The following is a 26,848-nucleotide window of genomic DNA, read 5'->3' as shown; positions in this document are numbered from 1 at the left end:
GTTCTTTTTCAATTTCTCTGCTGTCCCTAATAGCCTTCAGCCTAAACTGCTAAAAGCCTTTGAGGCCTTAGTTTTCTGAGGCCGCAATCAGCCAATTTGCGCGGCACCGAAATAGGGCTGAAGGGGCTCGGGTAGGATCAGAGGGCCTCCGGGCTTCGTGTGCGTTTCAAGTAGCGCGACGTAGAGGCGGGGCAGCGCTGTGCCGGACCCGTTGAGCGTGTGGCAGAAGACGTTCTTCCCTTCGTTATTCTTGTAGCGAAGATTCATCCGACGCGCCTGATAGTCGCCGAACTGGGAGCAGCTCGAGACCTCAAGGTAACCTCCCTGACCCGGAGCCCAGACTTCCAGATCGTAGGTACGGGAGGAGGAAAAGCCGATATCACCGGTGCAGAGCTCCAGAACGCGGTAAGGAAGTTGGAGGAGTTGCAGGACTTTTTCCGCATCGGCAGTGAGGGACTCGAGTTCCGCCTCGGATTGCTCGGGTTTGCAGATCTTGACCAGTTCAACCTTATCGAACTGATGCATCCGGATCATGCCGCGCGTTTCACGTCCCGCGGATCCCGCTTCTCGGCGGAAACAGGGAGTGCAGGCGGTGTATTTGAGAGGGAGCTCTGATTCCTGGAGAATTTCGTCCCGATGGATATTCGTCAGGGAAACCTCGGCGGTCGGAGTCAGGAAGGATGCGCCGTCATCGAAGCCATACATGTCATCCTCGAACTTGGGAAGCTGGCCTGTTCCTTCCATGCACTCACGACGTACCAGGACGGGAGGAGCTATCTCGGTGTAGCCGTGGGATCGGGTCTGGAGGTCGAGCAGGAAATTGATGAGGGAGCGTTCGAGTCGGGCGCCGGCGCCCGTGAAGAGGACGTAACCGCTGCCACTGATCTTGGCGGCGCGCTCTAGGTCAAAGAGTCCCAGTCGTTCGCCGATTGCCACATGATCCTCGGGATTGGATGGAGCGGGTTCGCCCCAGTGACGGATGGCCACGTTATCGGCAGCCTCCCGCCCCTCAGGGAGCCCGGGAGCGGGAAGGTTGGGTATCTGAAGGAGAAGATTCCGCTGTTCCGCGTCCAGTTCCGCGGCGGTGCGGCCGAGTTCCTCCATCTCGTCGGAGAATCCCTTCACCTGAGCCTCGAGACCGGAAGAATCGGCATCGGATTTTTTCAGACCGCCTATCTCCTTGCTGAGACGGTTTTTTTCAGCCCGCAGGTGCTGGACGCGGGTCTCGCTCTCGCGGCGGCGGGCATCGCAGGCAAGGATCTGGTCGATCAGATCGGAATAATTGCCGGCACGTGTCGCAAGACGGGCCTTTACGCCTGGTGCATCTTCCCTGAGGAGTCGAATATCGAGCATGGGGAAAGTGAAAAGTGAAAAGTGAAAAGTGAAAAGAGGAAAGGTGCTGGTCAGGAGATAGAAAGCTATCCCATGGCTTTCTCGAGAAGCTTGGTTGCCAAGGTCTGGGTAGCGTTATCGAGTACTGCGAGGGCCTGTTTGAGTCGCGAGGTTTCCTTGGATTCCAAAGCAGCCTGTACTTCAGATGACTTTTCCCGGATCTCCAGAAACTCCGATTCGGGAATTTCGGATCCGAGCTGTGCCAAGGCCGCCTCCACCGCCGGGAGCATCTCCTCCGCCTTGAGTCTTGCCTCGGTGAAGATCCTTGCGTCCATGTCCTCGAAGGCATGCTCCAGCGATCCGGCTAGCATCGCCTCGACCGCCTCATCGGAAACTTCCACGGCGCTCTGGATCTCAACGATCTTTTCCGAACCCGTAGCGGTATCCCGGGCCAGCACTTGAAGGATGCCATCGGCATCGATGGAGAACTGTACTCCGACTCGGGCTGCTCCTTTCGGTGAGGGAGGAAAGGGGATCTCGAAAGAACCGAGCGTCCAGTTGTCCGTGGCAAGTTCCCGTTCTCCCTGAAGGACAATTATCTTCATGCCGCTCTGGCCGGCCACGGCATTGGTGAACATCTCTCCTGCCTTGGCCGGGATGGTGGTGTTCCGCGGGATGATGACATTCATGAGGCCGCCGAAAGTTTCGATCCCGAGCGAAAGAGGGGTGACGTCGAGCAAGGCTACATTTTGCAGGCTTCCCTCCAGAATCGCTCCCTGCAGGACTGCTCCGAGGGCGACCGCCTCATCGGGATGCTGGGAGAGATTTGGCTGCTTACCTAAGAACTCAGCGGCAAGGCGCTGCACGAGGGGCATTCGCGTCGAGCCGCCAACCAGGATTACCTGATCGATCTCCTCGGACTTCAACCCGGCATCCTCCAATGCCCTCAGGCAATGAGCCCGTGTTCTGGCGATGATCGGTCCACAGACTGACTCGACCTGCGCCCGAGTGAGTGGAATCTCAAGACTCCTTGATCCCTCCATGAAAGGCAGGAGAACAATCGTTACTTCTTCGTCTGATAGGAGTTCTTTGGCCGCGCGCGCTGCTTCCTTAAGGCGCACTTTCATCTCCGGGGTCAATGTCTCCATGCCGGCCTCACGGAGAAGTAGTCCGGCGATCGCCTCATCCAGATCATCACCTCCCAGGCGTGTGTCGCCGTGGGTTGAGAGTACTTGGAAGACGCCGTTGTCGAGACGCAGGATCGAGAGGTCGAAGGTGCCTCCACCCAGATCGTAGACAGCCACGCGGGAGTTTTCCTGCAAGCGATCCAAGCCATAGGCTAAGGCTGCTGCCGTGGGCTCGCTCAGGATGCGTTCCACAACAAAACCCGCAAGCTCCCCAGCCCTGCGGGTGGCTGCCCGTTGCGCGTCGTTGAAGTATGCAGGAACGGTAATGACCGCGCGATCAACTGCTTTACCGAGGCGTTCTTCGGCAACGGCCTTGAGTCTCTTCAGGATTTCCGCGGAGACCTGCTCGGGAGTCAGATTTTTCCCATTGATCGGAATGGTGACCGGAGCGCCTTTGGGGCCAGTAAGCTCCTTTGTTTCATCCTCGCCGAAACGGCGGCCGATAAGTCGTTTCACCGAGGCCACGGTACGCTCGGGATGGAGCGCTTGCATCCGGAGGCCTTCGCGTCCGACCACCGGTGCTCCGTTCTCAGGATAAAAGACGACGGAAGGAATAAGCCGCTTTCCCTCCGAATCGGCTAAGAGAGTGGGAAATCCACTCTCATAGACCCCGATAAGCGAATTGGTGGTTCCGAGGTCGATGCCGGCAATCATTTGGAGGTAATTCTAATCACAGGGATGAATGGGATAAAAGGGATGATGAGAAAGAGCTGATCGATTGGATAATATCTCCTTCATCCCCTTCATCCTTGTGAATCAAATACAATCAAGAGACAGCATTCTCTCTCTGAGTTGGCTTTCCCAACGGCTTGCATAGGCATACGCGTCAGCAAGGAGGCTAATGGCATTCGGATCATACTCGGGCCATCGGATGTCGAGTTCAGCGAGCTCCTGGTCCAGGGAGATCCTCCATTCCTGGATTTGATTTAGGGTAGATTCGAGATCAGTCCTCAGATTCTTCAGCGGAGCAGCCAATAGAGCCTTGGCCAGGGCATTGGAGACTGCGGCTTGTTTTTCAATCAGGTTGTCTGCCTGCTGTAGTAGCATTGCAATCTGAGGGAAAAGTTGGGCTGCTTCTGGTGGAAGCAGCGATCCACCGGAAGAACTGGAAAGCTGGCGGAGACGTCGCGCCGGGTCCCGCAGGATTGCGGCTGCTTCACTGAATTCACGGAAGCGAACTGCATCACCACCGCTCTGGTCCGGATGGGACTCTCCTGCCAGTTTCCGATAGGCCGATCCGATCTCCTCTTCGGATAAAAGTGGCCGTTTAGGAAGAGCTAGAAGTGCAAAGGGATCCATCGGAGGAAAAACTCACAGGGATGAAGGGGATAAAAGGGATTGGGTAAAATAGATGATCTGCTTCTAACTATCTTCTTCATCCCCTTCATCCCTGTGATTCAAAAGTTAAGCGGAAAAGCTTTCGCCGCAGGAGCAGTGGGCGACGGCGTTGGGATTGGTCACCTTGAACCCCCCTTTTTGGAGATCATCGCTGTAGTCGAGCTCTGAGCCGCTGACAAAGAGGGCACTCTTCGGATCGATGACGATGTTCACTCCCTTGGAGGGGACGAGGATATCGCGCGGCACCGGACCATCGACGAGATCCATCTTGTACTGGAGTCCTGAACATCCGCCCCCAATCACGGCAACTCGGAGGGCTCCGTTGGTACGCCCCTGCTTGGTGAGCAGGGAAGTGAGACGGTTGGATGCTGCGTCGGTCACGCGGCAGAGCTTTTCATTCCCTATCTTCCAAGGGGTTGGAGAAGTTTGTGGGCTCAACGCTTCGCTCATACTGGGAGTTTATTCGCCAGTATGTATTCCGTAAAGGGTTTGAGCCAAGGAGTCTTGATCGGATACACGGTACGCGATCGCAACGATTGTATGAGTCCTCTTACTGGGACTCGATATTCTTGAGTTCGTAGATATCAAAGTGACCGATCGAGCGGTTGATGGTGTCCGGGAGGATTTTATCTAGGCCGCATGGGAAAAACGTGTATGCCTGAGGCAAGTCGGGTTTTGGCTTCTTGCTTCTCGCATCGATTGCAAGCAAGGCATTAAAGCCTGAGGGGCATGGTGTCGGATCGCCCTCTTTGCAAACGATAACGCGAAGGTTGGGTCTTCTGTAATAAAGGAGCTTCTGGTGATCGCTTCCCTGGTAATAAAGGAGAGTCGGCTTCCTATAATGATCGTAAAGATAGCGCCAAGCACCGATTTCCGTGGCCGCCGGAATAAGTATGCTGAAGCAGGCGATGATGTTCACTGTCCAGAAGACCCGTACGATCAAAGGCAAATTTTTCTGCAAATAACGGAAGCGATTCACCAGTTCGTCGAGGGTTCCCATCATGAAGATCGGCATGAATCCCAGCATCGGGAGCAGGAAGCGGATTTCTTTATGTCCAATCATGCAATGGAAGAGCACGAACGGGACAATGATGCTGGTCAGAATATCGAGGGGAAACCTGATGGTCTGACGGATGGTCGCCAAGACATAGAGGGGTCCGAAGGGCAGGTAGATCGACACCATGAAAAGATATGCAAACCAGGGCGAGACTCCCGAAGCACGGTTCATCGTGCCCGTGGCAATATTCTGATAGTAGTAATTATAAGGACTCAGGACGAAACGGCCGTAAAAGAAATAATCCGCTAGGATGGTAAAAATGGAGATAGAAAGAAGGAGACTTGCGAAAAGGAGGATCCAAGGGACGAATGTTTTCCTTTTCCACGAGTTGATGAAAAACCATGTGATCAGACCAAGGATCGCAAAGCCGACTTGGAAGCGACACGAAAATGAGAGTCCCAAGAGGATTCCGGCAGCTATAATTGGAAGAATGCGGCCGGTTTTCTGAAGGTTCCCGTAAAACAAACCCACAGCCATTAGGAGTAGGTGGCCGCAAATATTCTCCGAGTTAAAATGGGTGTTGGAGTAGAGAACCAGCCAGGTGAAGAGACTTAGAAGGACAAAATAATCTCGGTAATCTTCTTTTACCCTGTGGATGAATGCATTCGTGAACACCAGGATCGAGGCGATCGAAAGAATCCCACTTGCAAGGTAGATGATGTAATTGATCGCAAAGGGATTGACCTGGTTCGTGAAAAGACCAGCCAGCTTGTAAACCGCAACGACCATCCAGATCTGGATGGATGGTCGCATCTGACTGTCGAACTCCCAAAGTCGTAGATCGGCGTGGTCAACATGGCCGAGTTTCCAAGCCGCAAATTCAAAGATTTGGGAATATTCGTCGCCGCAAAGATGACCGAAATTAGTCCAACTAGATCCTACCGCAATGGCGCATGAAATGAGGGCATAGCGCAGGTAGGTTTTGTTTTTTAAAAGAGCAAGCAACAGAAAGGAGTGATTGTTGATCCTTGGGATTTAGCGTTCAAGAGTTAAAGGGTAGGGGAAACCAACGCAGAACTTCAGGAATCGTAAAGGGCGCGGACGAGCTTTTGTGTCCGGAGGCCGGGAAGTGCTCCCGGATGCATGGCGCTGGGGATGAAGGCGAAACCGAGACCGAGCTCGGGATCGGCAAAGCCCAGGGCTCCTCCAGCACCGGGGTGACCGAAGGAGCCTTTTCCTAAACCGTAAACTCCATAGTCGTTTGTCATGAATCCCGCTGAGAAGGAGGTTTTGTCGATCAGCACGCGGTCAGGACCCTTTGTCAGAGGGGTTCGCATAGCGGCAAGCGTTTCGGGTTGAAAGAATCCATTACCATCACCCGCCAGTAGGGCATAGAATCTGGCCAAGGAGTCAGCCGTAGCGATGGCGCCGAGCGATGGAATGGAGGCTCTTCTCATCGCCTCGGTATTCATGACGGAGGGAGTGAGAAGGCTGCCCGGTTCGCTGAGGGCGCGGCGAGTGAGAGAAGCGGGATCGGCAAAGGCTTCGGAGAATGGGCCTGGAGCTGGCGGTGTTTTTGGGGCGATCACCGTTGCGGCTGATTCCACGTGTGATTCCGGAAGGCCAAACCAGAGGTCGAGATCCAGGGGTTCTTGGAAGACTCGTTTCCAATAACAGGAGAGCGTCTCGCCAGTGATACGCCTGATGATCTCATCGAGGAGGAAGCCGAAGGTTCTGGCTCCATAGCCGTGCATGGCAAACTTTCCATTCGAATCATCTTCATTGAGGTTCCAATTTGGAGGCTGGGCCGCAAGAGCCGCCGAGACAGTCTCATGATCCGTGATGGGGAGGCCCAATCCCTTTGGCGCGATCGCTGCCAAACCGGAACGGTGGGAAAGCAGCTTTGCCAGAGTGACGCTCTCCTTTCCTTGGGTTCCAAATTCCGGCCAGAGCGCAGAGACAGGAGTTTCCAGAGAAATCCCTTGTTGTTGCAGTGCGTGAAGGGTGCAGGCCGCCGCCACCCCTTTGCTAGCTGACCAGGTCAGACAGGGAGTCGAAGCCTCCCAATCTCTGCCTGGAGAGGCCTCACCCGCATGGAGGGAGAGTAGTTGCTTTCCCTCCTGATAGAGGGCTAGTGAACAACCTCCTATGGACGTCTCGGCGATGATCTCCTGGAAGGCCAAGCGCAGCCTTTCCATGGTCTGATCATGATTGAATCGACTCATTCTTACTCGAGTTCTGAGCGGATCGCTTCAAGATCGGGATCCTGCTTCGCGAAATCACGGTAGGTCTCGTCGAGGGCAAAGCTTTTTTCCAGGCTTCGCTTCGCCGATTCATTGTTTCCGAGGACGGCCTCGTAACAGGCGATGTTGTAATGGTACGTAGGATCCATCCCGAGGACCTCCGGCCCTCTGAGAAGGAGATCACGCGCCTCGGTGGTACGCCCGAGTTCATGCAGGGCGAATGCACCGTGAATATAGGCTGGGAGGGCTGAGGAATTGAGTAGCAAGAGTTCCTTGGCTGAGGCGAGTGCATCTGACCATCTTTCTCCCTGCATCAGGATGTGCAGTCGCAGTTCTATAAGGTCTGGGTCGGGGTCGGGGCCGGGGTCCGGATCGGAAATCGACGAGGTATGAACGGGAGCGAGCTCGGCTAGGGCCTCTTCGACCATGCCGAGCTCAAGATAACCTTGGGCAGCAAGCAGTGACCGCTCGCTCATGAGCACTTAAGCAATCATCACCCCCAGACATCAGTTGCCCCTAGGCAACCGTGACCTCTGGGCAGAGGTAAACATCCTGGATGGCATTGAGGAGTTTGGCTCCCTCTTCCATCGGGCGCTGGAAAGCCTTACGGCCGGAAATCATTCCCGAGCCACCAGCGCGCTTGTTGATGACAGCTGTCTTGACGGCATCTTCGAAGTCGTGGGCTCCCGAGGCACCGCCGGAGTTGATGAGGCCGGAACGACCCATGTAGCAATTAATGACCTGGTAGCGGCAGAGGTCGATCGGGTGATCTGTGGTGAGCTCGGTGTAGATGCGCTCGTCGAGTTTCCCATAGCTGGAGTTGCCGGTGTTCAGGGCCTTGTAGCCGCCGTTGTTCTCGGGAAGTTTCTGTTTAATGATGTCGGCCTCGATGGTGACGCCAAGGTGGTTGGCCTGACCGGTGAGATCAGCCGAGAGGTGGTAATCCTTGTCTTTCTTGAAGGCATCATTGCGGAGGTAGCACCAAAGAACGGTCGCCATGCCAAGCTCGTGGGCATGGTGGAAGGCCTCGGCCACTTGGATGATCTCGTGACTGGCATCCTCGCCGCCGAAGTAGATGGTCGCGCCGATGGCGGCCGCACCCATGTCATAAGCCTCATCGATCGTACCGAACATGATCTCGCGGGCGACATTGGGGTAGGTGAGGAGCTCGTTATGGTTCACCTTGACCAGGAAGGGGATGTGGTGCGCGTACTTCCGGGCCACAGAACCAAGAACGCCAAAGGTCGAGGCCACCGCATTGCAGCCCCCCTCGATGGCAAGCTTCACGATGTTTTCGGGATCGAAGTAGATCGGGTTCTTGGCAAAGCTCGCTCCAGCGGAATGCTCGATGCCTTGATCGACAGGAAGGATGGAAAGGTAGCCGGTGTTGGCCAGACGTCCTGTGCCATACATGCGCTGGAGGTTGGCGAGGACGCGGGGATTGCGATCGCTAGCGATGTGGATGCGGTCCACGAAATCAGGGCCCGGAAGGTGAAGAAGATCCTTGGAGACCGTCTTGCACTGGTGGTTGAGAAGGGAGTCAGCCTCTGCTCCAAGGTAATTTTTGATTTCGTTGATCATGGTGGCGCTAGTTCGGAGCAAAAAAAAGGGGGCGTCCAGAAGATTCCTTCTGGGCGCCCCTCTTTTTGAAAGGATTATTCCTTAGTAAGCGGCTTGGGCTCCCTTGATGTTCTTCTTCTTGATCCAGGACATGCGGGAACGGAGCTGGTCTCCCACCTTCTCAATGGGGTGTTTCTCGCCGGCCTTGAGGAGGGCGTTATATTTCTTCTTGCCGCCTTTGGCTTCCGCGATCCAATCCTTGGCGAACTTGCCGGACTGAATGTCCTTAAGGGCGCTCTTCATACGCTTCTTCACGGAGGCATCGATGACCTTGGGTCCGACGACGATGTCGCCGTACTTCGCGGTCTCGGAGATCGAGAAGCGCATGCCGCTGATGCCAGACTCGTTGATCATGTCGACGATCAGCTTGAGTTCGTGGAGAACCTCGAAGTAAGCCATCTCGGGCTGGTATCCAGCCTCGACCAGCGTCTCGAATCCGGCCTGAATAAGCGCTGCGGTACCACCACAGAGAACGGCCTGCTCGCCGAAGAGATCGGTCTCGGTCTCTTCTTGGAAGGTGGTCTCGAAGACGCCGCCGCGTGTGCCGCCGATGACCTTGGCCCAGGTGAGGGCGGTCTTTTTAGCATTGCCGCTCTTGTTCTGGTGGATGGCGATGAGTGTGGGGACACCCTTTCCTTCCTGGTACTGGCGGCGGACGGTGTGACCGGGCCCCTTGGGAGCGACCATGATAATGTCGACATGCTTGGGCGGCTGGATCGTCTTGAAGTGGATCGCGAAGCCGTGGCTGAAGAGGAGAGTGTGGCCCGAGTGGAGATTCGGAGCGATATCCTTCTCGTAGACCTCAGGGATTGTGAGATCGGGAACAGCCACAAAGACCACGTCGGCCTTCTTGACTGCATCGGCCGTGTCAAAAACCTCGAAGCCGAGTTTCTTGGCGACAGCTCTGCTCTTGCTCTTAGGGTAGAGGCCGATGATGACCTTGACGCCGCTCTCCTTGAGGTTGAGGGCATGGGCGTGTCCCTGGGAACCGAAGCCGATCACGGCACAGGTTTTTCCTTTGAAGAACTTCAGGTCGGCATCTTTGCAGGTGTAGATTTTAGCGGGCATGGGTTGGTGGTTTTTTGGTGATGGGTGATAGGTTATAGGGAATAGGTGATGGGTGATAGGTTATAGGGAAGTGTCGGGAGCCTTACCTTTTAACCCTTCACTTTTTTCTGAGTCACTTCGAGCGTGCGAGGGCGATCTTGCCGGTGCGAGTCAGTTCAGTGATTCCAAACGGACCCATTAGGGCAAGGAACTTGTCGATTTTGCTCTCGGAGCCGGTGACCTCGATGGCGAGGCGCTTCGGCTGAACGTCGATGATTTTGGCGCGAAAGATGTCGCAGATCTGCATGATCTCCCCGCGCGCTTTGGCGTCGGCCTTCACGCGGATAAGAACGAGCTCGCGGTCGACATAGTCCGACTCGCCGAAGTCTTCGACGCTGATGACGTTCACGAGCTTGTCGAGTTGCTTGTTGACCTGATCCAGCACCTTGTCGTCTCCGCGGACCACGATGGTCATGCGGGATGTCTCGGGGTCTAGAGTCGGGCCGACGTTCAGAGTGTCGATATTGAAACCGCGTCCGCTGAACATTCCGGCGATACGGGTGAGGACACCGAATTTGTTTTCGACGAGGATGGAGATGGTGTGGCGCATAGAAGCTTCGCCCCATAACGGGACTGATCCTTTAGAATGCTGAAGCTCTTTTTTTTCGTCAAACGGAAAGAGACCGATTACCACTGCTGGATGCAATTCCTTCAACTTCCCGAGCGTGATTTCGACGCCTATATTTTCGACTGCGACGGCACTCTCGCCGACACGATGGGTCTCCACTACGACGCCTGGAAGATGGCTCTCGAGCCGCATGGGGCTGATCTGCCCGAGGATCTTTACTATAGCTGGGGAGGGCGTCCCACCCGCGAGATCGTCGAGGCGCTCAACGAGATGCAGGGGCTGTTTATGGACCCGGCTCTTCTGGTTCACCATAAGGAGGGGCTATACCATCAGCTTCTTCCCAGCGTTCAACCGATCGATGCCGTTGTTGCAATCGCACGCTCCCTGCACGGTAAGAAACCGCTTGCCGTGGCTTCCGGCGGTGGGCGCAAGTCGGTTCACGCTACTCTAGAGGGGCTCGGGTTGACCCATCTCTTTGACGCAATTGTCACGTCCGAGGATTACAAGAACGGCAAGCCCTCTCCTGACCCCTATCTGGAGGCGGCCCGACGCCTCGGTGTCGATCCCTCGGGATGTCTTGTCTTCGAGGATACCGAAATCGGACGCCAGTCAGCGGAAGCTGCGGGCATGCAGTGCGTACTAGTGGATTCCCGCAGGTAGTCCGTTCAATTCTGATAAGTAACCTAGGAGGAAAGAACCGAGTTGGAATGATTTCTGCTGTTTCCGAGATAGCACTCTCGGAGGTATCATCCACGGCTGAAAAGCGAGGGCTCAATCCGTCAACCAACCACAACCAACACCAACCATACTATGAGTAAACAATTTCGTACCGGAGTCCTTTTCGGCGAAGAGGTCAAGGAACTGCTGGATCACGCCAAGGCGAATGAGTTCGCACTACCTGCCGTCAACTGCATCGGCACCAGCTCGGTCAACGCCACGCTGGCTGCTGCCCGGAAAGTGAATTCCCCTGTCATGGTCCAGTTCTCCAATGGTGGAGCCCATTTCTTCATCGGTAAGGGGATCACCAAGGAGGGGCAGGCTGGTTCCATCCTCGGCGGAATCGCCGGAGCCCACTATGTGAATGCTGCTGCAAAGGCCTATGGGGTTCCGGTCATCCTCAATACCGACCATTGCGCAAAAAAACTTCTCCCTTGGGTTGACGGCATGCTTGAGGCCGGTGAGGAGCAGTTTGCGAAGACCGGCAAGCCGCTCTACAGCTCCCACATGCTCGACCTCTCCGAGGAGCCCTTGCATGAGAATATTGAGATCTGCGCCAAGTATCTCGAGCGGATGGCTAAAATGGGAATGACCCTTGAGATCGAACTGGGAGTCACTGGCGGCGAGGAAGATGGAGTCGACAATTCCGGAGTGGAAGAGTCGAAGCTCTATACCCAGCCCGAGGAGGTCGCCTTGGCCTATACCACGCTTGGAAAGATCAGCCCTAACTTCACCGTCGCGGCTGCCTTTGGCAATGTTCACGGCGTCTACAAGCCTGGTAATGTAAAGCTCAAGCCTTCCATCCTCAAGGACTCGCAGGACTACATTGAAAAGACCCTCGGCACGGGACCCAAGCCCGTGAACTTTGTCTTCCATGGTGGCTCGGGATCCACCCGCGAGGAGATCCGCGAGGCTATCGGCTATGGCGCCATCAAAATGAACCTCGACACCGACTTGCAGTGGGCTTTCTGGGATGGGATCCGCGCCTATGAGTCCCAGAACCACGATTACCTACAGGGTCAAATCGGCAACCCAAGCGGTGCCGATTCCCCGAATAAGAAATACTATGATCCCCGCATCTGGGTAGGTGCGGCCGAGGATTCCTTCACAAAGCGCCTCATCTCCTCATTCGAGGATCTGAACTGCATCAACCGACTGGCCTAGAAATCTGGCGGGTGCTCGCTCATTCGTGGAGAATTTTTATCAGGAGAGTGGACGTAACGTATGCGTAGCAACGGCCAGGCAAGCCAAATCAGGAAGGGGCGGGCAGAGGCATGTGCTCCGTATCCTTGGCTCGGTTATAAGGTTTAGAAGGTTAAAGAGTGAAAAGGACACTGGGCAGTAAGCCTCACTCCCGGGATCTTTATGTCGGTTCTTCCGGAGGATGACCGAAAAATCGTGAATCGCCCAAAGGAACCAGTGCTTCTTCAATCATGGCCGGGTCCTGCTTGAGGAGGACCTTCCCATCACGTTGATACCCGGAACATGCTGGTTCAAAAACCTCGCGAACTTTAACCGGAGCTTCCGCGACCTTCTCGGAATGGCACCACGCGATTACAGATGTCTCCGGTCGAGGCGGGCGAAGGATGCCATCAATTGGATATTTTGAGTTGAGTGTTGATAGGAGTTCTTGACCCTCTTGCTGAAATGAGCGTAAAAATCACATATCGTCATGTTCGCTCACGAGCGCTCCCATTTCATTCTTAGGCTGCTCCGGCAGCAGGGTCGCCTGTCCTTCGACGAGCTCAGGAGTCGGTTGGATGTCTCGGCTGCCACACTCCGACGGGATCTGACAGCGCTTGCACATGCAGGGGAACTTGTGCGTGTTCACGGAGGTATTCTGGATCCAGCCCACCTGCGTGGTGAGATGTCGCTCGATGAGCGCTCAGCCAGCAGGCAGACCGCAAAGAAAGCGATCGGCCGGCTTGCCTCTGCTCTGGTGAAGGCGGGTGACTGCGTACTGGTAGATGCAGGATCAACCTGTCTACAGGCCGCGCTTAATCTGCTCGGCCGCGAGGACGTGACTCTGGTGACCAATTCCCTTCCCCTGCTCGAGGCTGGTCGCCACGGGCGTTGCCGACTTATCTGCCTGGGAGGTGAGCTCCGCAGGGTGAGCGGGGCCCTGACTGGGGCCGCGTCGCTCGGAATGCTTGACCGCCTGCAGGGTGCCGTCGCCTTTGTAGGAGCCTCGGGGCTAGTAGCAGGTTCCGGAGCGAGCACGACGGAACTCTCCGAGTCGGCTTTCAAGCAGACCCTCCTGCAGCGTGCGCGCCGCCGCGTGCTTCTGGCCGATTCCTCCAAGTGGGATCAGCCCAGCCTGGTTCGTTTCGCGGGATGGGAGGAGTTCACCGACCTGGTCACGGATCGCCGCCCGAGGGAACCTCTCCCACGTCATCTACACATTCACATCCCGTCCTCCGGAGCGGGAACGGCGGCCCGTGCCGCCTAATCATCCGGAAAACACATCAAACAACCCACCACGATCCCATGAAGTCCCACCGACTCAACCGCCTCTTCAACTCCAAATCCGGCCGCTGCTTCGATGTAGCCATCGATCACGGCTTCTTCAACCAGCCCGGCTTCCTCACGGGGATCGAGGACATGGCCAAGGCTGTGGAGACCGTGGTCAAGGCCGCTCCCGACGCCGTCCAACTTACCGTCGGCCAGGCCCGCCACCTCCAGGCTATCCCCGGACGCCAGAAACCATCGCTCGTCCTCCGCACTGACGTCGCCAATGTCTACGGTCGCGAGCTTCCCGTGGAGGCCCTCAGCGCGATGATCAAGGAACCCTCCCTACAGGCCGTCCGCCTCGACGCCGCATGCATGTGCGTGAATCTCTTTCAAATTCCCGGCGCCCCCGGCGTCACCAACCAGTGCATCGACAACATCTGCTCCCTCAAGCTTGAGAGCGACCACTACGGCATGCCGATGATGGTGGAACCGCTTGTCTTCCGCCCCAACAGCGAGGCCGGCGGCTATATGGTCGACGGCGATCTCGTGAAGATCCAGCACCTCGTCCGCCAGGCGGTGGAACTTGGCGCGGATGTGATCAAGGCCGATCCGACCGACGATGTCTCGAATTACCACAAGGTCGTCGAGGCTGCGGGCGGCATTCCGGTTCTTGTCCGCGGCGGCGGTAAGGCTCCCGATGCAGAGATCCTCGCACGCACCGAGGCGCTCATGCAGCAGGGAGTTTCCGGTATCGTGTACGGCCGCAATGTTGTCCAACACCCGAACCCCGCCGGCATGGTGGCCGCGCTGATGGCCATCGTCCACGACGGGGCATCGGCCACGGAAGCCGCAAAGTTTCTCAAGTAAACAACCATGAGCAACACCACCCGCATCGGAATTATCGGAGGCGGCCTCATGGGCCGCGAGGTCGCGAGCGCACTCTCACGCTGGTTTGTCCTGGAGAACTTTCCCGTTCAGGCAGAACTGACGGCGGTCTGTGATCTCGCCGAAAAACAGCGTGAGTGGTTCCGCAGGATCCCCTCGGTCAAGCTGCTCACCGCCGACTATCACGAGCTTCTGGCGAGCCCTGATGTGGATGTCGTCTATGTGGCCGTGCCGCACAACATGCACGAGACGATCTATCTCGACGTGCTCAAGGCTGGAAAGGACCTTCTCGCCGAGAAGCCCTTCGGCATCGACCTGAAAGCCGCCCGCGCGATTGCCGAGGCGGCGAAATCCTCGGGCCGTTTTGTTCGTTGCAGCTCGGAATTCCCCTTCCTTCCAGGCGCGCAGAGAGCCTACCAGATCGCACGCGAAGGGAAACTGGGGAAGGTTTTGGAAATTCATTCGGGCTTCCACCACAGCAGCGACCTGGATCCCACCAAGCCCGCGAACTGGAAGCGCCAGGTCAAGACCTGCGGCGAGATCGGCGTGATGGGCGACCTTGGCATGCATGCCGTCCACGTGCCCTTCCGCCTCGGTTGGAATCCGAAGCGCGTCTACGCCCAACTCCAGAAGATCTACCACGAACGTCCGGATGGCAAAGGCGGCACCGCCACCTGCGACACCTGGGACAATGCGATGCTGCACACCGATGTGGAGATCGACGGCAGCGAGGTTCCCGTCCGCTTCGAGATGAAACGCCTCGCCCCTAGCGAGACAAACACGTGGTTCATCGAGATCCTCGGCACCGACGGCGGCGTGAAATTCAGCACCAAGGAGCCCAAGACGCTCTGGACATTCCATCGAGGCAAGGAGCAACTCTGGCAAAAGACCGACCTTGGGTTCCACGGCCCGTTCCCGACCATCACCGGCGGCATCTTCGAGCCTGGCTTCCCGGATTGCTTCCTGCAGATGTGGGCGGCCTACATCGCCGAGCGTGCCGGGATCCTTGAGGGCCGTTTCGGGTGCGTGACTCCGGAGGAGGCAGTTCGCAGTCATGAGTTCTTCGAGGCCGCGCTGAAATCCCAGGAAACGAAGAACTCCGTCACTCTTCCCTAATCCCGCACCCCCGTGAGAACACCGCTCATTCACGGTCAGCCTTCGTGGAAGTTTTCCACGGACACCGTGAATGCAGCCGTGACCCGGCTCGGGGGGCATCTTGGCCCTGTGACCTTCCGACTGGGATCAAGGGAGGTTGCCCCGTTTTCCATTGCCCCATGGGCTGAGGAGCAAATCGACGCGGGCACTCCCTCGATCCTGAAGGCGTTGCGCGGAGATTTTTTCTGCTCCCCGTTCGGCGCCGATGAGAAGCCCTATCGTGGCGAGTTGCATCAGTCCCATGGTGAAACTGCGAATTCGATCTGGAAGTTCGAGTCCCTGAGGCGCGGCGATGAGGGGGTTCATCTCCACCTCTCGCTCGGCACCAAAGTCCGGCCCGGGCATGTGGATAAGTTCCTAAGCCTGAAAAACGGTGAGACTGCGGTCTACTCCCGTCATGTGCTCCGGGGCATGAAGGGCAACATGACTTTCGGACACCATGCGATGCTGAAGTTTCCCGACGAGGAAGGGAGCGGCCGCATCAGCACCAGTCGGATCGCAGGGGGGTGGACTTTTCCGGGGACATTCGAGGATCCTGCCCGTGGAGGTTACAATTCCCTGAAACCCTCCGCCACTTTCAAGCGCCTGGATCGCGTCCCTCTGGCGCAGGGCGGGTACACCGACCTCAGCAGGTATCCCGCCCGTAGGGGATTCGAGGACATCGTGCAGATTGTCCATGAGGAACGTCCGGATTTTGCATGGACGGCAGCGGCCTTTCCAAAGGAGGGCTATGTGTGGTTCTCGCTCAAGGATCCGCGCGTGCTGCAAAGTTCCGTCTTCTGGATCTCCAACGGGGGACGTCACTATGCCCCCTGGAATGGCCGTCACGTCAACGTGATGGGACTCGAGGATGTGACATCCTATTTTTTCCTAGGCGTCTCCCCGGCCGAAAAACCGAATCCCATCAGCCGAGGGGGATTCAAAACCGTCGCCTCCCTTGATCCGAAAAAACCAACGGCCGTGAACTACATCATGGCCGTCGCGGCTATACCGCGCGATTTTGAACGGGTCAAGAGGATCGTCCCCGGTTCCGACGGGGTCACCCTTGTCTCCCCCTCGGGACGTCGTATTCCCGTGAAACTCGACTTACCCTTCCTCTACAAAAACACCCCATGAAACGCAGCGAAATCAACTCCCTCATCCGCTCCGCCCAAACTTGTTTCCAGGTCCACGAATGGGCCCTCCCTCCTAGTCCGCGCTGGGATGTCACCGATTTTGGACTCGGTGATTGGCGCCGCTTCGGGCTCGTCCTTGTGAACCTTGCGGAGGAGCCGGAATACTGTGAAAAGCTCATGTATGCGCGGAAGGACATGACAACTCCGGCCCATTGCCATCGCAAAAAAAAGGAGGACATCATCTGCCGTTGGGGTCGTCTCGCCGTTCAGGTCTGGGACGGTGTTCCCGACGAGAGCGGGGAGCGCGAATTCTCCATGCCGATCAACCACGAGGCTGTCACGGTCAAATCGGGTGAGATCATCGAACTTCCAGCAGGATCCCGGGTCACGCTAGTTCCGGGTGTTTACCACGCGTTTTACCCCCTCAGCGACGAGTGCATCATCGGCGAGGTCTCGACGGCAAACGACGATCTCAACGACAACTTCTTTGTCAATCCCGATGTCGGCCGTTATCCGGATCTCGAGGAGGACGAGCCCTCGCTTCTCCAGCTCCTCAGCGACAAAACCGCATGAGCGCCCGCAAAGGAATACTCGCCGCCGGCAACTGGATTGTCGACCAGGTGAAGATCACCGACGTCTATCCGGCCCAGGACACCCTGGCGAACATCCTCACTGAGTCCCGCTGCAACGGCGGAGGCCCCTTCAACGTCCTGAAGGATCTTGCCCTGATGAAGGCACCTTTCCCCCTGGAGGGTGCGGGGCTCATCGGAGATGACGATGCCGGGCAGTGGATCCTCCGCGAGTGCGACGCCTTCGGGATCGGCGCCTCCGGCCTTCATTCCACTGACAAGGCTCCCACCTCCTACACTGATGTCATGACTGTCCGTGACACGGGTCGGCGGACTTTTTTCCACCAGCGCGGCACCAACGCACTGCTCGGGCCTGAGCACTTTGACCTCGCCGCCTCGGGGGCGCGCATCTTCCATCTCGCATATCTCCTGCTGCTCGACCGCCTTGATGCCACCGTTCCGGGCGGTAGCACAGCGGGGGCGGCCTTGCTCGCCTCGGCGCGAAAGGCAGGCTTCCTGACCTCAGTCGACGTGGTCAGCGAGGACTCCGACCGCTTCGCCGGGATCGTCAACGCGGCCCTGCCGGAGGTCGATTTCTGCTTCGTCAACGAGTTCGAGGCGCAGCGCACCACGGGAATCCCACTCCGCGACGGGGAGAGGCTCCTGAGGGAGAACCTCCCGCTCGCGGCACGGCGTCTCCTCGATGCCGGTGTGAGGGGGGCGGTGTTCCTCCATTTCCCTGAGGGTGCCGCCGCATTCACTCCCGGGGGAGGGGAGTTCCACCAAAGTTCGCTCCGCCTTCCCGACGGTTGGATCCGAGGCACTGTCGGGGCAGGCGATGCCTTCGCCGCCGGTGCCCTCTTGGCGATTCACGAGGGGGAGACACCTGCGAGGGCTCTCCTTTACGGTGTCTGCGCCGCCGCCGCCTCACTCAGCGATGCGACCACATCCAATGGAATGAAACCGCTCCCAGAGTGCCTCGGGCTGGCTGACCGTTTTGGTTTTGTGTAGGGAAACAGCATTGATACCCTATCCACTCATGACAAACGACAACTCCTCGTTGCGCGGGGAACTCCTGAGGATCCTTCCGGACCTGGACGTCAGATCGGAAGCCGAGGAACTCTTAGCCTATTCCTACGACGGCACGGCCGCGCTCCAGCAGGTCCCCAGTGTGGTGGTCTTTGCCCGATCGACCGAACAGATCTCCGAAGTGCTCCGATACGCATCGTCGCACGGCATCCCTGTGGTCACTCGGGGATCGGGCACCGGTCTGAGCGGAGGAAGCCTCCCGAGTCCTGGGTGCATCCTTCTTTGCCTCTCTCAGATGAACAGGATTCTCGAGCTGGACCCGGCTAATCTGACCCTGCTTGCCGAGGCGGGTGCCATCACCGCAGCGATCGCCGAGGCGGCCTCCGGGGCCGGTCTCTTCTACCCGCCGGATCCTGGCTCCATGAAGATCTCCACGATCGGGGGAAACGTGGCGGAGAACTCCGGCGGTCTCCGCGGCCTCAAGTACGGGGTGACCCGCAACTACGTGATGGGTCTGGAGGTGGTCCTTCCCGACGGCGAGGTGATCTGGACGGGGAACAAGTGCGTGAAAGATGTGGCGGGCTACAGTCTGCGCGATCTCTTCATCGGTTCGGAGGGAACCCTCGGGGTCATCACCAAGGTCCTACTGAAACTCATCCCGCCTCCGGCCGCGCGGAAAACGATGCTTGCCGTCTACGACGACATGGAGAACGCCGCGCGCACCGTCTCGGCGATCATCTCCGCGAAGATCATCCCGTGCACCCTGGAGTTCCTCGACCGCGTCACCATCAACTGTGTCGAGGATTACGCATCCATCGGACTTCCCCGTGAAGCCGAGGCGCTTCTGCTCATCGAGAGCGACGGACATCCCGCCGCCGTCGAGGAGGAGGCCGCCGCCATGAAGGAGATCGCCCTCGCACACGGGGCCTCCTCTGTGGAAACCGCCTCCACGCAGGAACAGGCGGCCGGACTAGCCGCCGCGCGCCGCACCGCCTTCTCGGCGCTCGCCCGCGTCGGACCGACCACCATCCTCGAGGACGCCACGGTCCCTCGCGACCGCCTTCCAGAGATGGTCCGTCACATTCAGGAGGTGGCGGAGCGTCACCAGCTCCGGATCGGAACATTCGGCCACATGGGTGACGGCAACCTGCACCCCACCTTCCTCACCAACGAAAAGGATGAAGAGCAGATGCACCGTGTGGAGGTGGCGATGAAGGAGATCTTCGCCAAGGCCGTGGAACTCGGCGGCACCATCACGGGAGAGCATGGCGTCGGGGTTGCCAAGAAGGCCTTCCTTCCTGGAGCCATCGGGGAACTCAATGTCGAGGTCATGCGCCGCATGAAGCGCGCTTTCGATCCCCGGGGCATCCTCAATCCCGGGAAAATCTTCGATCCATCCCCTGCCGCGTGAATACGCAAACTCAGGTCTTGCCTCCCGGAGGAGAGACGCTCAAAAACCTCGATTATTCCGTCCTCCAGCAGTGTATGCACTGCGGGATGTGCCTTCCCACCTGCCCGACCTACGACGTCACCAAGAACGAAAAGCATAGCCCCCGCGGACGCATCGCCCTCATGCGGGCCATCGCCGACGACAAGCTGAAACTCTCGCGGGCATTCGGTGAGGAGATGTCCTACTGCCTTGGTTGCTTGGCCTGTGAGACCGCCTGTCCGGCTGGTGTCGACTACGCGCACCTTTTCGAGGTGGCGCGTGCCGATGTCGAGCGTTCCGGCGTCATGGCCTCGCCGACCCGTTCGGTCGTCCGCTCCCTGCTCCTGCGCGTGCTCTTCACCCGACCGCGCCTCCTGCGTCTGGTGGGGCGGCTTCTCTGGATCTTCCAGGCAAGTGGCGCCCAGTCGATGATGCGCGCCCTGGGATTGACCCGACTGCTACCGGGAAGACTTCGCACGCTCGAGCCTCAGACGCCCCTCGTTCTTCCGCGCTTCTCCCATCAGATGATCCGTCCCGTCGAGGCCCCAAAGGGAGATAAGCGCTACCGCGTGGGCTTGCTTACGGGTTGCGTGCAGGATCTGGTCTTTGCCGACATCAATCGGGACACTGCCGATGTCCTGCTGGCTAACGACTGCGAAGTCGTGACACCCGCCGTGCAGTCGTGCTGCGGGTCGCTCCATGCTCACAACGGAGAGTCTGCAACCGCCTGTGTTTTGGCTCGGCGGATGATCGACCAGTTCGATCCTTTCGACTTCGACGCCATCATCACCAACGCTGCCGGATGCGGATCCCATCTCAAGACCTACGGCCGTCTCCTTGCCGGGGATCCCGCCTATGCGGGGCGTGCCGCGGAATGGGACCGGAAGCTCAAGGATATCAACGAGTGGCTCGTGGAGATTGGATTCCGGATTCCGGAGGCAAAGACCGGTAACAACGAAGCGCTCCGCGAGGTCACCTACCACGAGGCCTGCCACCTCTGCCACGGCCAGAAGATCACCAAGCAACCGCGTGAGATTCTCAGGTCGATCCCGGGGGTGAAGCTGGTCGAGCTCACGGAGTCCAACTGGTGCTGCGGCAGTGCCGGGGTCTACAACATCACCCAGCCTGAAACGGCCGCCACGCTTCAGCAGAGGAAAGTCGGCCACATCGAAGCCACCGGAGCGGCCGTCGTGGCCACCTGCAATCCCGGTTGCCATCTGCAGTTGGCTAACGGGCTGAAGCGCTCCTGTTCGGACATCCGGGTTACCCAACCGGTCACGCTCCTCGCACAAGCCTACAAAAACGAAGCGGAATCTGTTTTTTGAATGCGTAGGGAAATACTTTTTAACTCCCAATTCCTAATCTGAGGAGTTTCGTACTTGGAGGTCTATATAGACTGCCTTAGAGAGGACCGTGGTCGCCCCCCTCAAATAGGGCTGAGATGAGTGACCAGTGGAATCAGTTGTTCGCTAGGGCTTCCGTGGATACAAAACGCCTGTTTTATTGTGCCCCGACACCAGAGGCCTGTGCGGCCACTTTTTTAAGCAGTGGTCCGAACTCGGCATTCCAGAGTCCGATCAAGGGGCGCTTGCTCTGAAAACCCGCCACGCCTACGTCACTCACGGTATAGACCTTGGGGCTGATTCTGTAATTGGTCGTTCCCGGAATCGGAGTGATTTTTACCTTCACCCTGATCGTCTGGGGATCGCCATAGCTGCCCCAGAGGACATTGGCCAGTTGGTTGGAGTTCTTGTCGAAGGAGACGGTGTTGATGTCGTTGCCGAACGCAGGGCTGTAGCCGTAATTCGGGAATACGGACTGCGCAGCCGCAATGATTGACATGGGATTGGAGTTGATAACTGTGACGGAGCCCATGCCGCCGGATTTCTCAACAGGGGTGGTGAGGCAGCCGGCGAGCAGGAGTGTGGCAGCGGCAAACAGAGCGGAGAGATATTTCACAGGGATAAAGGGGATGAACTGATAGGAAAATAAAAGGTGACCGAGAGGAATGAAAAACGAATTCCAATCAGGTTTTTTATTCCCGGTTGTAACTTTATTCCTCATCCCTTTCATCCCCTTTATCGCTGTGAGTAAACTCGGGAATCAGTCTGTGATATGAACGGGTGATCCGCCTGCAGGCTGTGCTGCACGAAGTTTGGCGATGATGCGGGGGATGATTTCCAGGGCCCTGTCGATCTCTGCTTCGGTAGTTGTGCGACCGAAGGAGAAGCGGAGGCTTGCGCGTGCCTCGTCGCGGCTGACGCCCATGGCGGTGAGGACATGGGAGGGGTTGATTGATCCGCTGCTGCAGGCCGATCCTGCCGAGCAACAGAGACCTTCCTTGTCAAAAAGAAGCAGGGCGGTCTCGGCCTCGATTCCGGCGAAGGTAAGGTTGCTTGTATTCGGGAGGCGCGGTTCGTCAGTTCCGTTCCGTCGCGTCCCTTCGACGGTGGAGAGAAGAGTCTTCTCGAAATGATCACGTAGTTTTCCTATCCGTTCCGCTGCGATCAGGAGGTGGGCCTGTGCCAACTCGGCAGCCTTCCCAAAGGCAACGATCGAGGCGACATTCTGAGTTCCTCCCCGCTTGCTCTCCTCCTGACTGCCACGAAACAGGGGGGTGTAGCGGGCGCGGCGGTTTACATAGAGAGCGCCGACACCTTTCGGTGCATAGAGCTTGTGGGCCGAGAGGGAGGCATACTGGACGCCAAGTTCTTCCAGGTTGATCGGCACCTTACCCGCGGCCTGGACGGCGTCGAGATGAAGGGGAACTTTCCGGCGCGTTGTAATGGATACGATCTCCTCGATAGGGAAGAGGACGCCGGTTTCGTTATTAGCCCAGAGCAGTGAAACGACAGCGGTGTCGGCCGTGATGGCAGATTCCAGTTTTTCAGGATCAAGGATTCCATCCTTATCTACGGGTAGCCAGGTGATCTCGTAACCGCGTGTGGCCAGATATTCGCAAAGTTTGATGGTCGCGCTGTGCTCGACCGCCGAGGTGATGATGTGGCGCTTGTCAGGATCAATTGCGAGGGCAGAGAGGATAGCGGTGTTGGTTGCTTCTGTGCCGCAACTGTTGAAGATAATCTCGGAAGGTTGGGCTCCGACCAGCGAGGCAACCTGTTCCCGGGCTTTACTCAGAGCCGCTGCGGCGCGGCGTCCCAGCGCATACACACTGGAGGGATTCCCGAACTCATTCTCGAGCCAAGGCAGCATGGCGGCACGCACCTCGGGGTCGATCGGAGTGGTGGCATTGTGGTCGAGATAGAGAAGTTCGGACATGGCTTGTGCACTATACTAAAAACAGCTGTGTCCCTCTGGCAATGCGCTGTTGCGTTTATGACGCTCCAGAATCCTCTATGCGACAGTTTCAGTGGTGAGCAACTTCGGACTCTGGTCCGGGAATTGGATTTGGTTTAGGGGTTGGCTTGGCCGGTCCTCCCAAATCTCGGGTCGGGGCATCCGGTTTCGGCAAGTTTCCGCCATCCTCGCCCGGATCTTTCTCATGGGGATCGGAAAGATGATCGATCGCGATGAAGAGGGTTTTGGAGTGGCGGGCGAAGAGAAGGTTGAAGAGAACGATCGGAGTCAGGACAGCCGCAAGCAGCCAGCCGATGGGGGGATGGATAGTGAGATCTAGGGCAAGATAAATGACGATACCCAGCACGCTGCCCGCTCCGTAATTGATGACCCAGGTCGAGGCAAGAAAGTAACCGGGTTCACGCTCGTAGGGATAGCCGCAGCGGGGGCATCCATCCAGAGGGGAGAACCAATCGCGCAGGGATCTGGTTTTAAGCAGGGAAGCGAAGACCGGCGACTTGCCGCAGACCGGGCAGCGCAGGATCATCGCTCGCCCGAAATATCGGAGCGCTTTTCCAACAAAGCTCTCCGGTGCGTGGTCGGTCACGATAATGATTTCCCCGGATATTGGGGATTAGTGGACCCAGCGGCCGGTGCTGCTGCCAAGAGTCGGATGCCATCCCGGCACGTCACTGCCGGAATAATCTGTCGACCCGATGGCGCCGATCATGCGCTGACCAGTGGCCCTGCGCCAGAGGGCGCACATGCTCTCCCCGGTGTGGCATCCCCAGCTCTTGACAAAAGCACGGGGTGCAAAGTCATTGCGATCGATTTGCTTGAGCTCGGTCTCGTGTAGCCAGACCTTGGAGCCGCTGTCGATCTCGTTGCTGTAATCGAACATGAAGCAGCATTTGTTAGAGTGCCCGAAATACTCAAGGTTCGCTATCTTCCAGGTGTCGCGAGGGTATTGCTTGGTACCCCCGTTGATGTAGTCCAGCAACTGTTTCTGGGTGCTGAAGTAGACGAGGTTGAGTTTGTACTTCTGCTGAACACTCGCGATGTTGAAGAGCAGGTTCTGTTTCTCCTGACGGGTTCCCCGACGCTCGTAGCCCGGCTTGTAGACCATCCAGGTAATCAAGGCGTCGTCGCCACGCTGCTCGCGGAGTTCGCCGAGACGGATGCGCGCCGCCCGTACAAAATTTGCCCACCAGTGGTCGTGCGGGACCTTTTTAAATTTTTCCCATTCTATCAGCGAAGGACCTCCCGAGATCACAATGTACTCGTTGGCCGTTCCGGTCTGTGCGCGGAGAGTCAGCGCGAAGGTGATCGAAATCAGGAGTAGCAGGCAGGTGCGCTTCATCAGGCTTTGTGTCCCTGGTTTTTGAGGGCAACCACGCACTCGATCTCGACATCAAAGTCACCCGGAAGCTGAGCTCCGATCGTGGCGCGTGCCGGGGGATTCTCTCCCGGGAAGTAATCCGCGTAGACGGCATTGAGTTCCTTGAAGTTTTCCGAGGTCATCTTTCCCAAGTAGACGCGGCAGGAGACTGTGTCGGCAAGATCGCCTCCTGCCTCGGTCACGATCCGGCGGATGTTTTCGAGAACCAGACGGGTCTGCTCGGCGATCGTGCCGCGCTCGATCTTGCCTGTGGCGGGATCCCAAGGGGTCATGCCCGAGACAAAGAGAAGAGGTGAGGCGGTCTGAACAGCTAGAGAATAGGGGCCAAGAGCGGGGGGGCATCCCGGAATGGTACGGTGCGTGGTCTTCATGGAGTGACAATCGGTTAAAGTATGAGAAAGTGGGTTTCTTAAAAAGAAGCACTTGAGAGGGATGAATTCAATGAATCTGCTGACTTCTCTCTTGAAACTTTTTAACCGTTCACTTTTTTAATTCTTCTAAGAGTCGGCGAGGCTCTGCGGGAGCGCCTGGCAGGCGGTCGATCCTTTGAGTCGGGGCGTGTCGCGAGTGATCTCTCCGAGCGAGGTGAAGTAAGCGACTTGGCTGAATTAGGCGATCGAGTTGATTTGGATACTTTGGAAGACGAGGGCATTGCCGTGAAGAGCGGACCCTTGATGGCACTAAGAGTTTTGGCCCTCGGTTTACGAAGAAACGCTGGCTTTTCCCTCTTCGGCTTGGGTGCTTTTAGTGCCTTTTGGAGAATCTCAAGATCCTCCTTACGCAGATCACGGTAACTGCCGGGCTTGATTCCACGGAGTGTGAGAGGGCCAAGGCGCACTCTGGTAAGGCGTTTCACATTGAACCCGAGTTGACCCAGCATGACGCGGATCTGGCGCTTGATTCCCTGATGCAGGATGATCTGGATTTTATTCGGTGCAAGGTTGCGTACGGACTCGATCCTTGCAACCGAACCCTCGATCCAGGTGCCGCGTCGGAGTGAGGCTGCATCGCGGTCCGTGAAGGTCTTGTCGAGGATTACCTCGTATTCCTTATCGACCCCTTTGGAGGGGTGCATCAGGTCCTGAGCCAGAATCCCGTCATTGGTCAGTAGCAGAAGCCCTTCGCTATCCTTGTCGAGGCGCCCGACATGAAAAAGGTGTCCCGTGTCTGAGGGAAGCAGGTCGAAGATGGTGCGTTCCGCGTGCTTGTCGCTGCGGGTGCATGTGTAGCCGGCGGGTTTGTTGAGCACGATCGTCCGGGGAGCGAAGGCATGAATGACTCGCCCGCTTAGCCGCACATCATCCTCCGACAGGACGCGGGTCGAGAGATCGCGGCAAACGGAGCCGTTGATGGAAACACTTCCCTTGAGAATCAGTTCCTCGCAGGAGCGACGGGAACCCAGGCCAGCCGCAGCTAAAAAACGATTCAGGCGCAGACCCGTCTCTTTGGGTGTGCGCCTGGTGCTTGGGGATTCACCGGTTGTGACCGGCCTTCCCTCGGGCGAATGATCCGGTAAAGGGATCAGGCTTCTGGCTTGGTTTTGGGCAGGCCGATGACGCGCTGTCCGGCTTTGAACTGACCACGCTTCTTGAGCAGTTCAACGCGCTCATAGCGCTTCAGCACGCTGCGTTTGGCAGCGATTGTGCTGCTTCCTTTAAGGCTGGGATGTTGGCTCATGGGGCGTGGAATATGGATAATTGAAGGGCAAAAGGCAACTGAAAAAATACCTGAAGTGAAAAGGTTGAAGTGTGGAGAAGTTAAAGTGTGGAAGTATTCTGCTCCATCGTCATTTGGAATCGATCAGTTCTACTCTGCTCTCTAACAGCTCAACTTTTCAACCGTTCAACGAGCCGCTTTCAGCGGTTCACACCAAGCCCAGTTTCATGCGACCGGCCTCGCTGATCATGCTCTGGTTCCAGGCAGGGTCCCAAACGAGTTCCACTTCGGCCTCATCGATTCCCTCCAGGGTCAGGATCTTGCCTCGGGCATCGGCGGCGATGGTCGGGCCCATGCCGCAACCCGGGGCGGTCAGAGTCATCTTCACATGGGCCTTGGTGACTCCCTCCTCAGGATGCTGGAGCTGGCACTCGTAGATTAGACCCAGATCGACCACATTGACCGGAATCTCGGGATCAAAGACGGTCTTGAGCTGATTCCAGACGGCCTCTTCGAGGGATCCCTCGACGGCTGTCTTGACAAGTTCTGTGGGGGCGGAAGCTTCGAGGCCCAAGGCGTCGGCATCCTTTTCATCGATACGGGCAAGTCCTCCGGGAGTTGCCACGGTGTAGGTGCCACCCAGGGACTGGGTGACCATGACCTTAGTGCCTGCGGGAAGCTGGAGCGGATTACCGCTCGGGATCTGGATCGCGTCGGTGTCGCGCTTGAGGACGATTTCTTGTTGAGAGTTCAT

Annotated in this window: 28 protein-coding genes and 1 pseudogene; 10 read left to right on the top strand and 19 right to left on the bottom strand. The window is 57.5% G+C overall.

Annotated features, from left to right (window positions below; translation table 11 throughout):
• Nucleotides 1-87 precede the first annotated feature (87 nt).
• The 10 genes from serS to ilvN form a co-directional block, all read right to left on the bottom strand.
• Nucleotides 88-1,353 carry a serine--tRNA ligase gene (gene serS / locus K8R57_09295; protein MCE9588493.1) on the bottom strand — a complete coding sequence of 422 codons (1,266 nt, stop codon included), beginning with the start codon at nucleotides 1,351-1,353 and terminating at the stop codon, nucleotides 88-90.
• A 65-nt stretch (nucleotides 1,354-1,418) separates the two neighbouring features.
• Nucleotides 1,419-3,173: an Hsp70 family protein gene (locus K8R57_09290; protein MCE9588492.1), complete on the bottom strand. Its 1,755-nt coding sequence runs from the start codon at nucleotides 3,171-3,173 to the stop codon at nucleotides 1,419-1,421.
• 102 nt (nucleotides 3,174-3,275) lie between these two features.
• The gene (locus K8R57_09285; protein ID MCE9588491.1) at nucleotides 3,276-3,818 is read right to left on the bottom strand and encodes a DnaJ domain-containing protein; all 543 of its coding nucleotides are present in this window, start codon (nucleotides 3,816-3,818) and stop codon (nucleotides 3,276-3,278) included.
• A gap of 105 nt (nucleotides 3,819-3,923) precedes the next feature.
• Complete coding sequence (locus K8R57_09280) at nucleotides 3,924-4,307, bottom strand: iron-sulfur cluster assembly accessory protein (GenBank protein MCE9588490.1); 384 nt, start codon at nucleotides 4,305-4,307, stop codon at nucleotides 3,924-3,926.
• Nucleotides 4,308-4,407: 100 nt separating this feature from the next.
• The gene (locus K8R57_09275) at nucleotides 4,408-5,859 is read right to left on the bottom strand and encodes a hypothetical protein (protein MCE9588489.1); all 1,452 of its coding nucleotides are present in this window, start codon (nucleotides 5,857-5,859) and stop codon (nucleotides 4,408-4,410) included.
• Between the two features lie 74 nt (nucleotides 5,860-5,933).
• Nucleotides 5,934-7,052 carry a beta-lactamase family protein gene (locus K8R57_09270; GenBank protein ID MCE9588488.1) on the bottom strand — a complete coding sequence of 373 codons (1,119 nt, stop codon included), beginning with the start codon at nucleotides 7,050-7,052 and terminating at the stop codon, nucleotides 5,934-5,936.
• A gap of 29 nt (nucleotides 7,053-7,081) precedes the next feature.
• On the bottom strand, nucleotides 7,082-7,573 hold the full coding sequence (locus K8R57_09265; protein MCE9588487.1) for a hypothetical protein: 492 nt from the start codon (nucleotides 7,571-7,573) through the stop codon (nucleotides 7,082-7,084).
• 40 nt (nucleotides 7,574-7,613) lie between these two features.
• Nucleotides 7,614-8,678: a class I fructose-bisphosphate aldolase gene (locus K8R57_09260; protein MCE9588486.1), complete on the bottom strand. Its 1,065-nt coding sequence runs from the start codon at nucleotides 8,676-8,678 to the stop codon at nucleotides 7,614-7,616.
• Nucleotides 8,679-8,759: 81 nt separating this feature from the next.
• Nucleotides 8,760-9,785 (bottom strand): ketol-acid reductoisomerase, encoded by a 1,026-nt coding sequence (gene ilvC, locus K8R57_09255; protein ID MCE9588485.1) that lies wholly within the window; start codon nucleotides 9,783-9,785, stop codon nucleotides 8,760-8,762.
• 112 nt (nucleotides 9,786-9,897) lie between these two features.
• Nucleotides 9,898-10,374, bottom strand: a complete 477-nt coding sequence (ilvN, locus tag K8R57_09250) for an acetolactate synthase small subunit (GenBank protein MCE9588484.1) — start codon at nucleotides 10,372-10,374, stop codon at nucleotides 9,898-9,900.
• 90 nt (nucleotides 10,375-10,464) lie between these two features.
• On the opposite strand from ilvN, the gene K8R57_09245 reads away from it, so the two are divergent.
• From K8R57_09245 to K8R57_09200, 10 genes are all read left to right on the top strand, one after another.
• Nucleotides 10,465-11,052, top strand: coding sequence for an HAD family phosphatase (locus K8R57_09245; protein MCE9588483.1), 588 nt, complete (start codon nucleotides 10,465-10,467; stop codon nucleotides 11,050-11,052).
• Between the two features lie 150 nt (nucleotides 11,053-11,202).
• Entirely contained in the window at nucleotides 11,203-12,273 is a 1,071-nt protein-coding gene (gene fbaA, locus K8R57_09240; protein ID MCE9588482.1) for a class II fructose-bisphosphate aldolase, read from the top strand.
• A 508-nt stretch (nucleotides 12,274-12,781) separates the two neighbouring features.
• A complete protein-coding gene (locus tag K8R57_09235; protein ID MCE9588481.1) occupies nucleotides 12,782-13,558 on the top strand; it encodes a DeoR/GlpR family DNA-binding transcription regulator in 777 nt (258 codons plus the stop codon).
• Between the two features lie 38 nt (nucleotides 13,559-13,596).
• Nucleotides 13,597-14,427, top strand: coding sequence for an aldolase (locus tag K8R57_09230; GenBank protein ID MCE9588480.1), 831 nt, complete (start codon nucleotides 13,597-13,599; stop codon nucleotides 14,425-14,427).
• A gap of 6 nt (nucleotides 14,428-14,433) precedes the next feature.
• The gene (locus K8R57_09225; protein MCE9588479.1) at nucleotides 14,434-15,561 is read left to right on the top strand and encodes a Gfo/Idh/MocA family oxidoreductase; all 1,128 of its coding nucleotides are present in this window, start codon (nucleotides 14,434-14,436) and stop codon (nucleotides 15,559-15,561) included.
• Between the two features lie 12 nt (nucleotides 15,562-15,573).
• Nucleotides 15,574-16,716, top strand: coding sequence for a hypothetical protein (locus tag K8R57_09220; protein ID MCE9588478.1), 1,143 nt, complete (start codon nucleotides 15,574-15,576; stop codon nucleotides 16,714-16,716).
• Nucleotides 16,713-17,288: a D-lyxose/D-mannose family sugar isomerase gene (locus K8R57_09215; GenBank protein ID MCE9588477.1), complete on the top strand. Its 576-nt coding sequence runs from the start codon at nucleotides 16,713-16,715 to the stop codon at nucleotides 17,286-17,288. The genes K8R57_09220 and K8R57_09215 overlap by 4 nt, the downstream gene beginning before the upstream one ends.
• Nucleotides 17,285-18,295 (top strand): carbohydrate kinase family protein, encoded by a 1,011-nt coding sequence (locus tag K8R57_09210; protein ID MCE9588476.1) that lies wholly within the window; start codon nucleotides 17,285-17,287, stop codon nucleotides 18,293-18,295. The genes K8R57_09215 and K8R57_09210 overlap by 4 nt, the downstream gene beginning before the upstream one ends.
• Before the next feature lie 28 nt (nucleotides 18,296-18,323).
• Complete coding sequence (locus K8R57_09205; GenBank protein MCE9588475.1) at nucleotides 18,324-19,724, top strand: FAD-binding protein; 1,401 nt, start codon at nucleotides 18,324-18,326, stop codon at nucleotides 19,722-19,724.
• A 74-nt stretch (nucleotides 19,725-19,798) separates the two neighbouring features.
• Nucleotides 19,799-21,067 carry a (Fe-S)-binding protein gene (locus K8R57_09200; GenBank protein ID MCE9588474.1) on the top strand — a complete coding sequence of 423 codons (1,269 nt, stop codon included), beginning with the start codon at nucleotides 19,799-19,801 and terminating at the stop codon, nucleotides 21,065-21,067.
• A gap of 175 nt (nucleotides 21,068-21,242) precedes the next feature.
• On the opposite strand, the gene K8R57_09195 is transcribed toward K8R57_09200, so the two are convergent.
• The 9 genes and pseudogenes from K8R57_09195 to sufT all read right to left on the bottom strand — a co-directional run bounded on the left by K8R57_09195 (nucleotide 21,243) and on the right by sufT (nucleotide 26,848).
• Nucleotides 21,243-21,806: a hypothetical protein gene (locus K8R57_09195; protein MCE9588473.1), complete on the bottom strand. Its 564-nt coding sequence runs from the start codon at nucleotides 21,804-21,806 to the stop codon at nucleotides 21,243-21,245.
• A 39-nt stretch (nucleotides 21,807-21,845) separates the two neighbouring features.
• Nucleotides 21,846-23,021, bottom strand: coding sequence for an aminotransferase class V-fold PLP-dependent enzyme (locus tag K8R57_09190; GenBank protein MCE9588472.1), 1,176 nt, complete (start codon nucleotides 23,019-23,021; stop codon nucleotides 21,846-21,848).
• 88 nt (nucleotides 23,022-23,109) lie between these two features.
• On the bottom strand, nucleotides 23,110-23,646 hold the full coding sequence (locus K8R57_09185) for a DUF983 domain-containing protein (protein MCE9588471.1): 537 nt from the start codon (nucleotides 23,644-23,646) through the stop codon (nucleotides 23,110-23,112).
• Nucleotides 23,647-23,673: 27 nt separating this feature from the next.
• Entirely contained in the window at nucleotides 23,674-24,399 is a 726-nt protein-coding gene (locus K8R57_09180; GenBank protein MCE9588470.1) for a hypothetical protein, read from the bottom strand.
• Nucleotides 24,399-24,809, bottom strand: a complete 411-nt coding sequence (locus K8R57_09175) for a RidA family protein (protein MCE9588469.1) — start codon at nucleotides 24,807-24,809, stop codon at nucleotides 24,399-24,401. The genes K8R57_09180 and K8R57_09175 overlap by 1 nt, the downstream gene beginning before the upstream one ends.
• A 101-nt stretch (nucleotides 24,810-24,910) precedes the next feature.
• Nucleotides 24,911-25,687, bottom strand: a complete 777-nt coding sequence (locus K8R57_09170; protein ID MCE9588468.1) for a pseudouridine synthase — start codon at nucleotides 25,685-25,687, stop codon at nucleotides 24,911-24,913.
• A gap of 45 nt (nucleotides 25,688-25,732) precedes the next feature.
• Nucleotides 25,733-25,963: pseudogene (locus K8R57_09165) on the bottom strand (hypothetical protein).
• Nucleotides 25,960-26,115 carry a small basic protein gene (locus K8R57_09160; protein ID MCE9588467.1) on the bottom strand — a complete coding sequence of 52 codons (156 nt, stop codon included), beginning with the start codon at nucleotides 26,113-26,115 and terminating at the stop codon, nucleotides 25,960-25,962. Before K8R57_09160 ends, K8R57_09165 begins: the two are co-directional and overlap by 4 nt.
• A 187-nt stretch (nucleotides 26,116-26,302) precedes the next feature.
• Nucleotides 26,303-26,848 carry a putative Fe-S cluster assembly protein SufT gene (gene sufT, locus K8R57_09155; GenBank protein MCE9588466.1) on the bottom strand — a complete coding sequence of 182 codons (546 nt, stop codon included), beginning with the start codon at nucleotides 26,846-26,848 and terminating at the stop codon, nucleotides 26,303-26,305.

It is taken from the genome of Verrucomicrobiota bacterium, from assembly GCA_021413925.1.
GTDB lineage: Bacteria > Verrucomicrobiota > Verrucomicrobiia > Chthoniobacterales > UBA6821 > UBA6821.
The sequence above is the reverse complement of the archived record's forward strand: the minus strand, read 5'-3'. Positions and strand labels throughout refer to the sequence as shown.

Excerpts from the sequence above, each read along its gene's own strand:
- fbaA (MCE9588482.1), top strand. The coding sequence starts at position 11,203 with ATGAGTAAACAATTTCGTACCGGAGTCCTTTTCGGCGAAGAGGTCAAG.
- K8R57_09285 (MCE9588491.1), bottom strand. The coding sequence starts at position 3,818 with ATGGATCCCTTTGCACTTCTAGCTCTTCCTAAACGGCCACTTTTATCC.
- K8R57_09210 (MCE9588476.1), top strand. The coding sequence starts at position 17,285 with ATGAGCGCCCGCAAAGGAATACTCGCCGCCGGCAACTGGATTGTCGAC.
- sufT (MCE9588466.1), bottom strand. The coding sequence starts at position 26,848 with ATGAACTCTCAACAAGAAATCGTCCTCAAGCGCGACACCGACGCGATC.
- K8R57_09265 (MCE9588487.1), bottom strand. The coding sequence starts at position 7,573 with ATGAGCGAGCGGTCACTGCTTGCTGCCCAAGGTTATCTTGAGCTCGGC.
- K8R57_09230 (MCE9588480.1), top strand. The coding sequence starts at position 13,597 with ATGAAGTCCCACCGACTCAACCGCCTCTTCAACTCCAAATCCGGCCGC.
- K8R57_09190 (MCE9588472.1), bottom strand. The coding sequence starts at position 23,021 with ATGTCCGAACTTCTCTATCTCGACCACAATGCCACCACTCCGATCGAC.
- K8R57_09280 (MCE9588490.1), bottom strand. The coding sequence starts at position 4,307 with ATGAGCGAAGCGTTGAGCCCACAAACTTCTCCAACCCCTTGGAAGATA.
- serS (MCE9588493.1), bottom strand. The coding sequence starts at position 1,353 with ATGCTCGATATTCGACTCCTCAGGGAAGATGCACCAGGCGTAAAGGCC.
- K8R57_09260 (MCE9588486.1), bottom strand. The coding sequence starts at position 8,678 with ATGATCAACGAAATCAAAAATTACCTTGGAGCAGAGGCTGACTCCCTT.
- K8R57_09180 (MCE9588470.1), bottom strand. The coding sequence starts at position 24,399 with ATGAAGCGCACCTGCCTGCTACTCCTGATTTCGATCACCTTCGCGCTG.
- ilvC (MCE9588485.1), bottom strand. The coding sequence starts at position 9,785 with ATGCCCGCTAAAATCTACACCTGCAAAGATGCCGACCTGAAGTTCTTC.
- K8R57_09200 (MCE9588474.1), top strand. The coding sequence starts at position 19,799 with ATGCACTGCGGGATGTGCCTTCCCACCTGCCCGACCTACGACGTCACC.
- K8R57_09205 (MCE9588475.1), top strand. The coding sequence starts at position 18,324 with ATGACAAACGACAACTCCTCGTTGCGCGGGGAACTCCTGAGGATCCTT.
- K8R57_09160 (MCE9588467.1), bottom strand. The coding sequence starts at position 26,115 with ATGAGCCAACATCCCAGCCTTAAAGGAAGCAGCACAATCGCTGCCAAA.
- K8R57_09225 (MCE9588479.1), top strand. The coding sequence starts at position 14,434 with ATGAGCAACACCACCCGCATCGGAATTATCGGAGGCGGCCTCATGGGC.
- K8R57_09235 (MCE9588481.1), top strand. The coding sequence starts at position 12,782 with ATGTTCGCTCACGAGCGCTCCCATTTCATTCTTAGGCTGCTCCGGCAG.
- K8R57_09290 (MCE9588492.1), bottom strand. The coding sequence starts at position 3,173 with ATGATTGCCGGCATCGACCTCGGAACCACCAATTCGCTTATCGGGGTC.
- K8R57_09195 (MCE9588473.1), bottom strand. The coding sequence starts at position 21,806 with ATGAGGAATAAAGTTACAACCGGGAATAAAAAACCTGATTGGAATTCG.
- K8R57_09175 (MCE9588469.1), bottom strand. The coding sequence starts at position 24,809 with ATGAAGACCACGCACCGTACCATTCCGGGATGCCCCCCCGCTCTTGGC.
- K8R57_09270 (MCE9588488.1), bottom strand. The coding sequence starts at position 7,052 with ATGGAAAGGCTGCGCTTGGCCTTCCAGGAGATCATCGCCGAGACGTCC.
- ilvN (MCE9588484.1), bottom strand. The coding sequence starts at position 10,374 with ATGCGCCACACCATCTCCATCCTCGTCGAAAACAAATTCGGTGTCCTC.
- K8R57_09245 (MCE9588483.1), top strand. The coding sequence starts at position 10,465 with ATGCAATTCCTTCAACTTCCCGAGCGTGATTTCGACGCCTATATTTTC.
- K8R57_09215 (MCE9588477.1), top strand. The coding sequence starts at position 16,713 with ATGAAACGCAGCGAAATCAACTCCCTCATCCGCTCCGCCCAAACTTGT.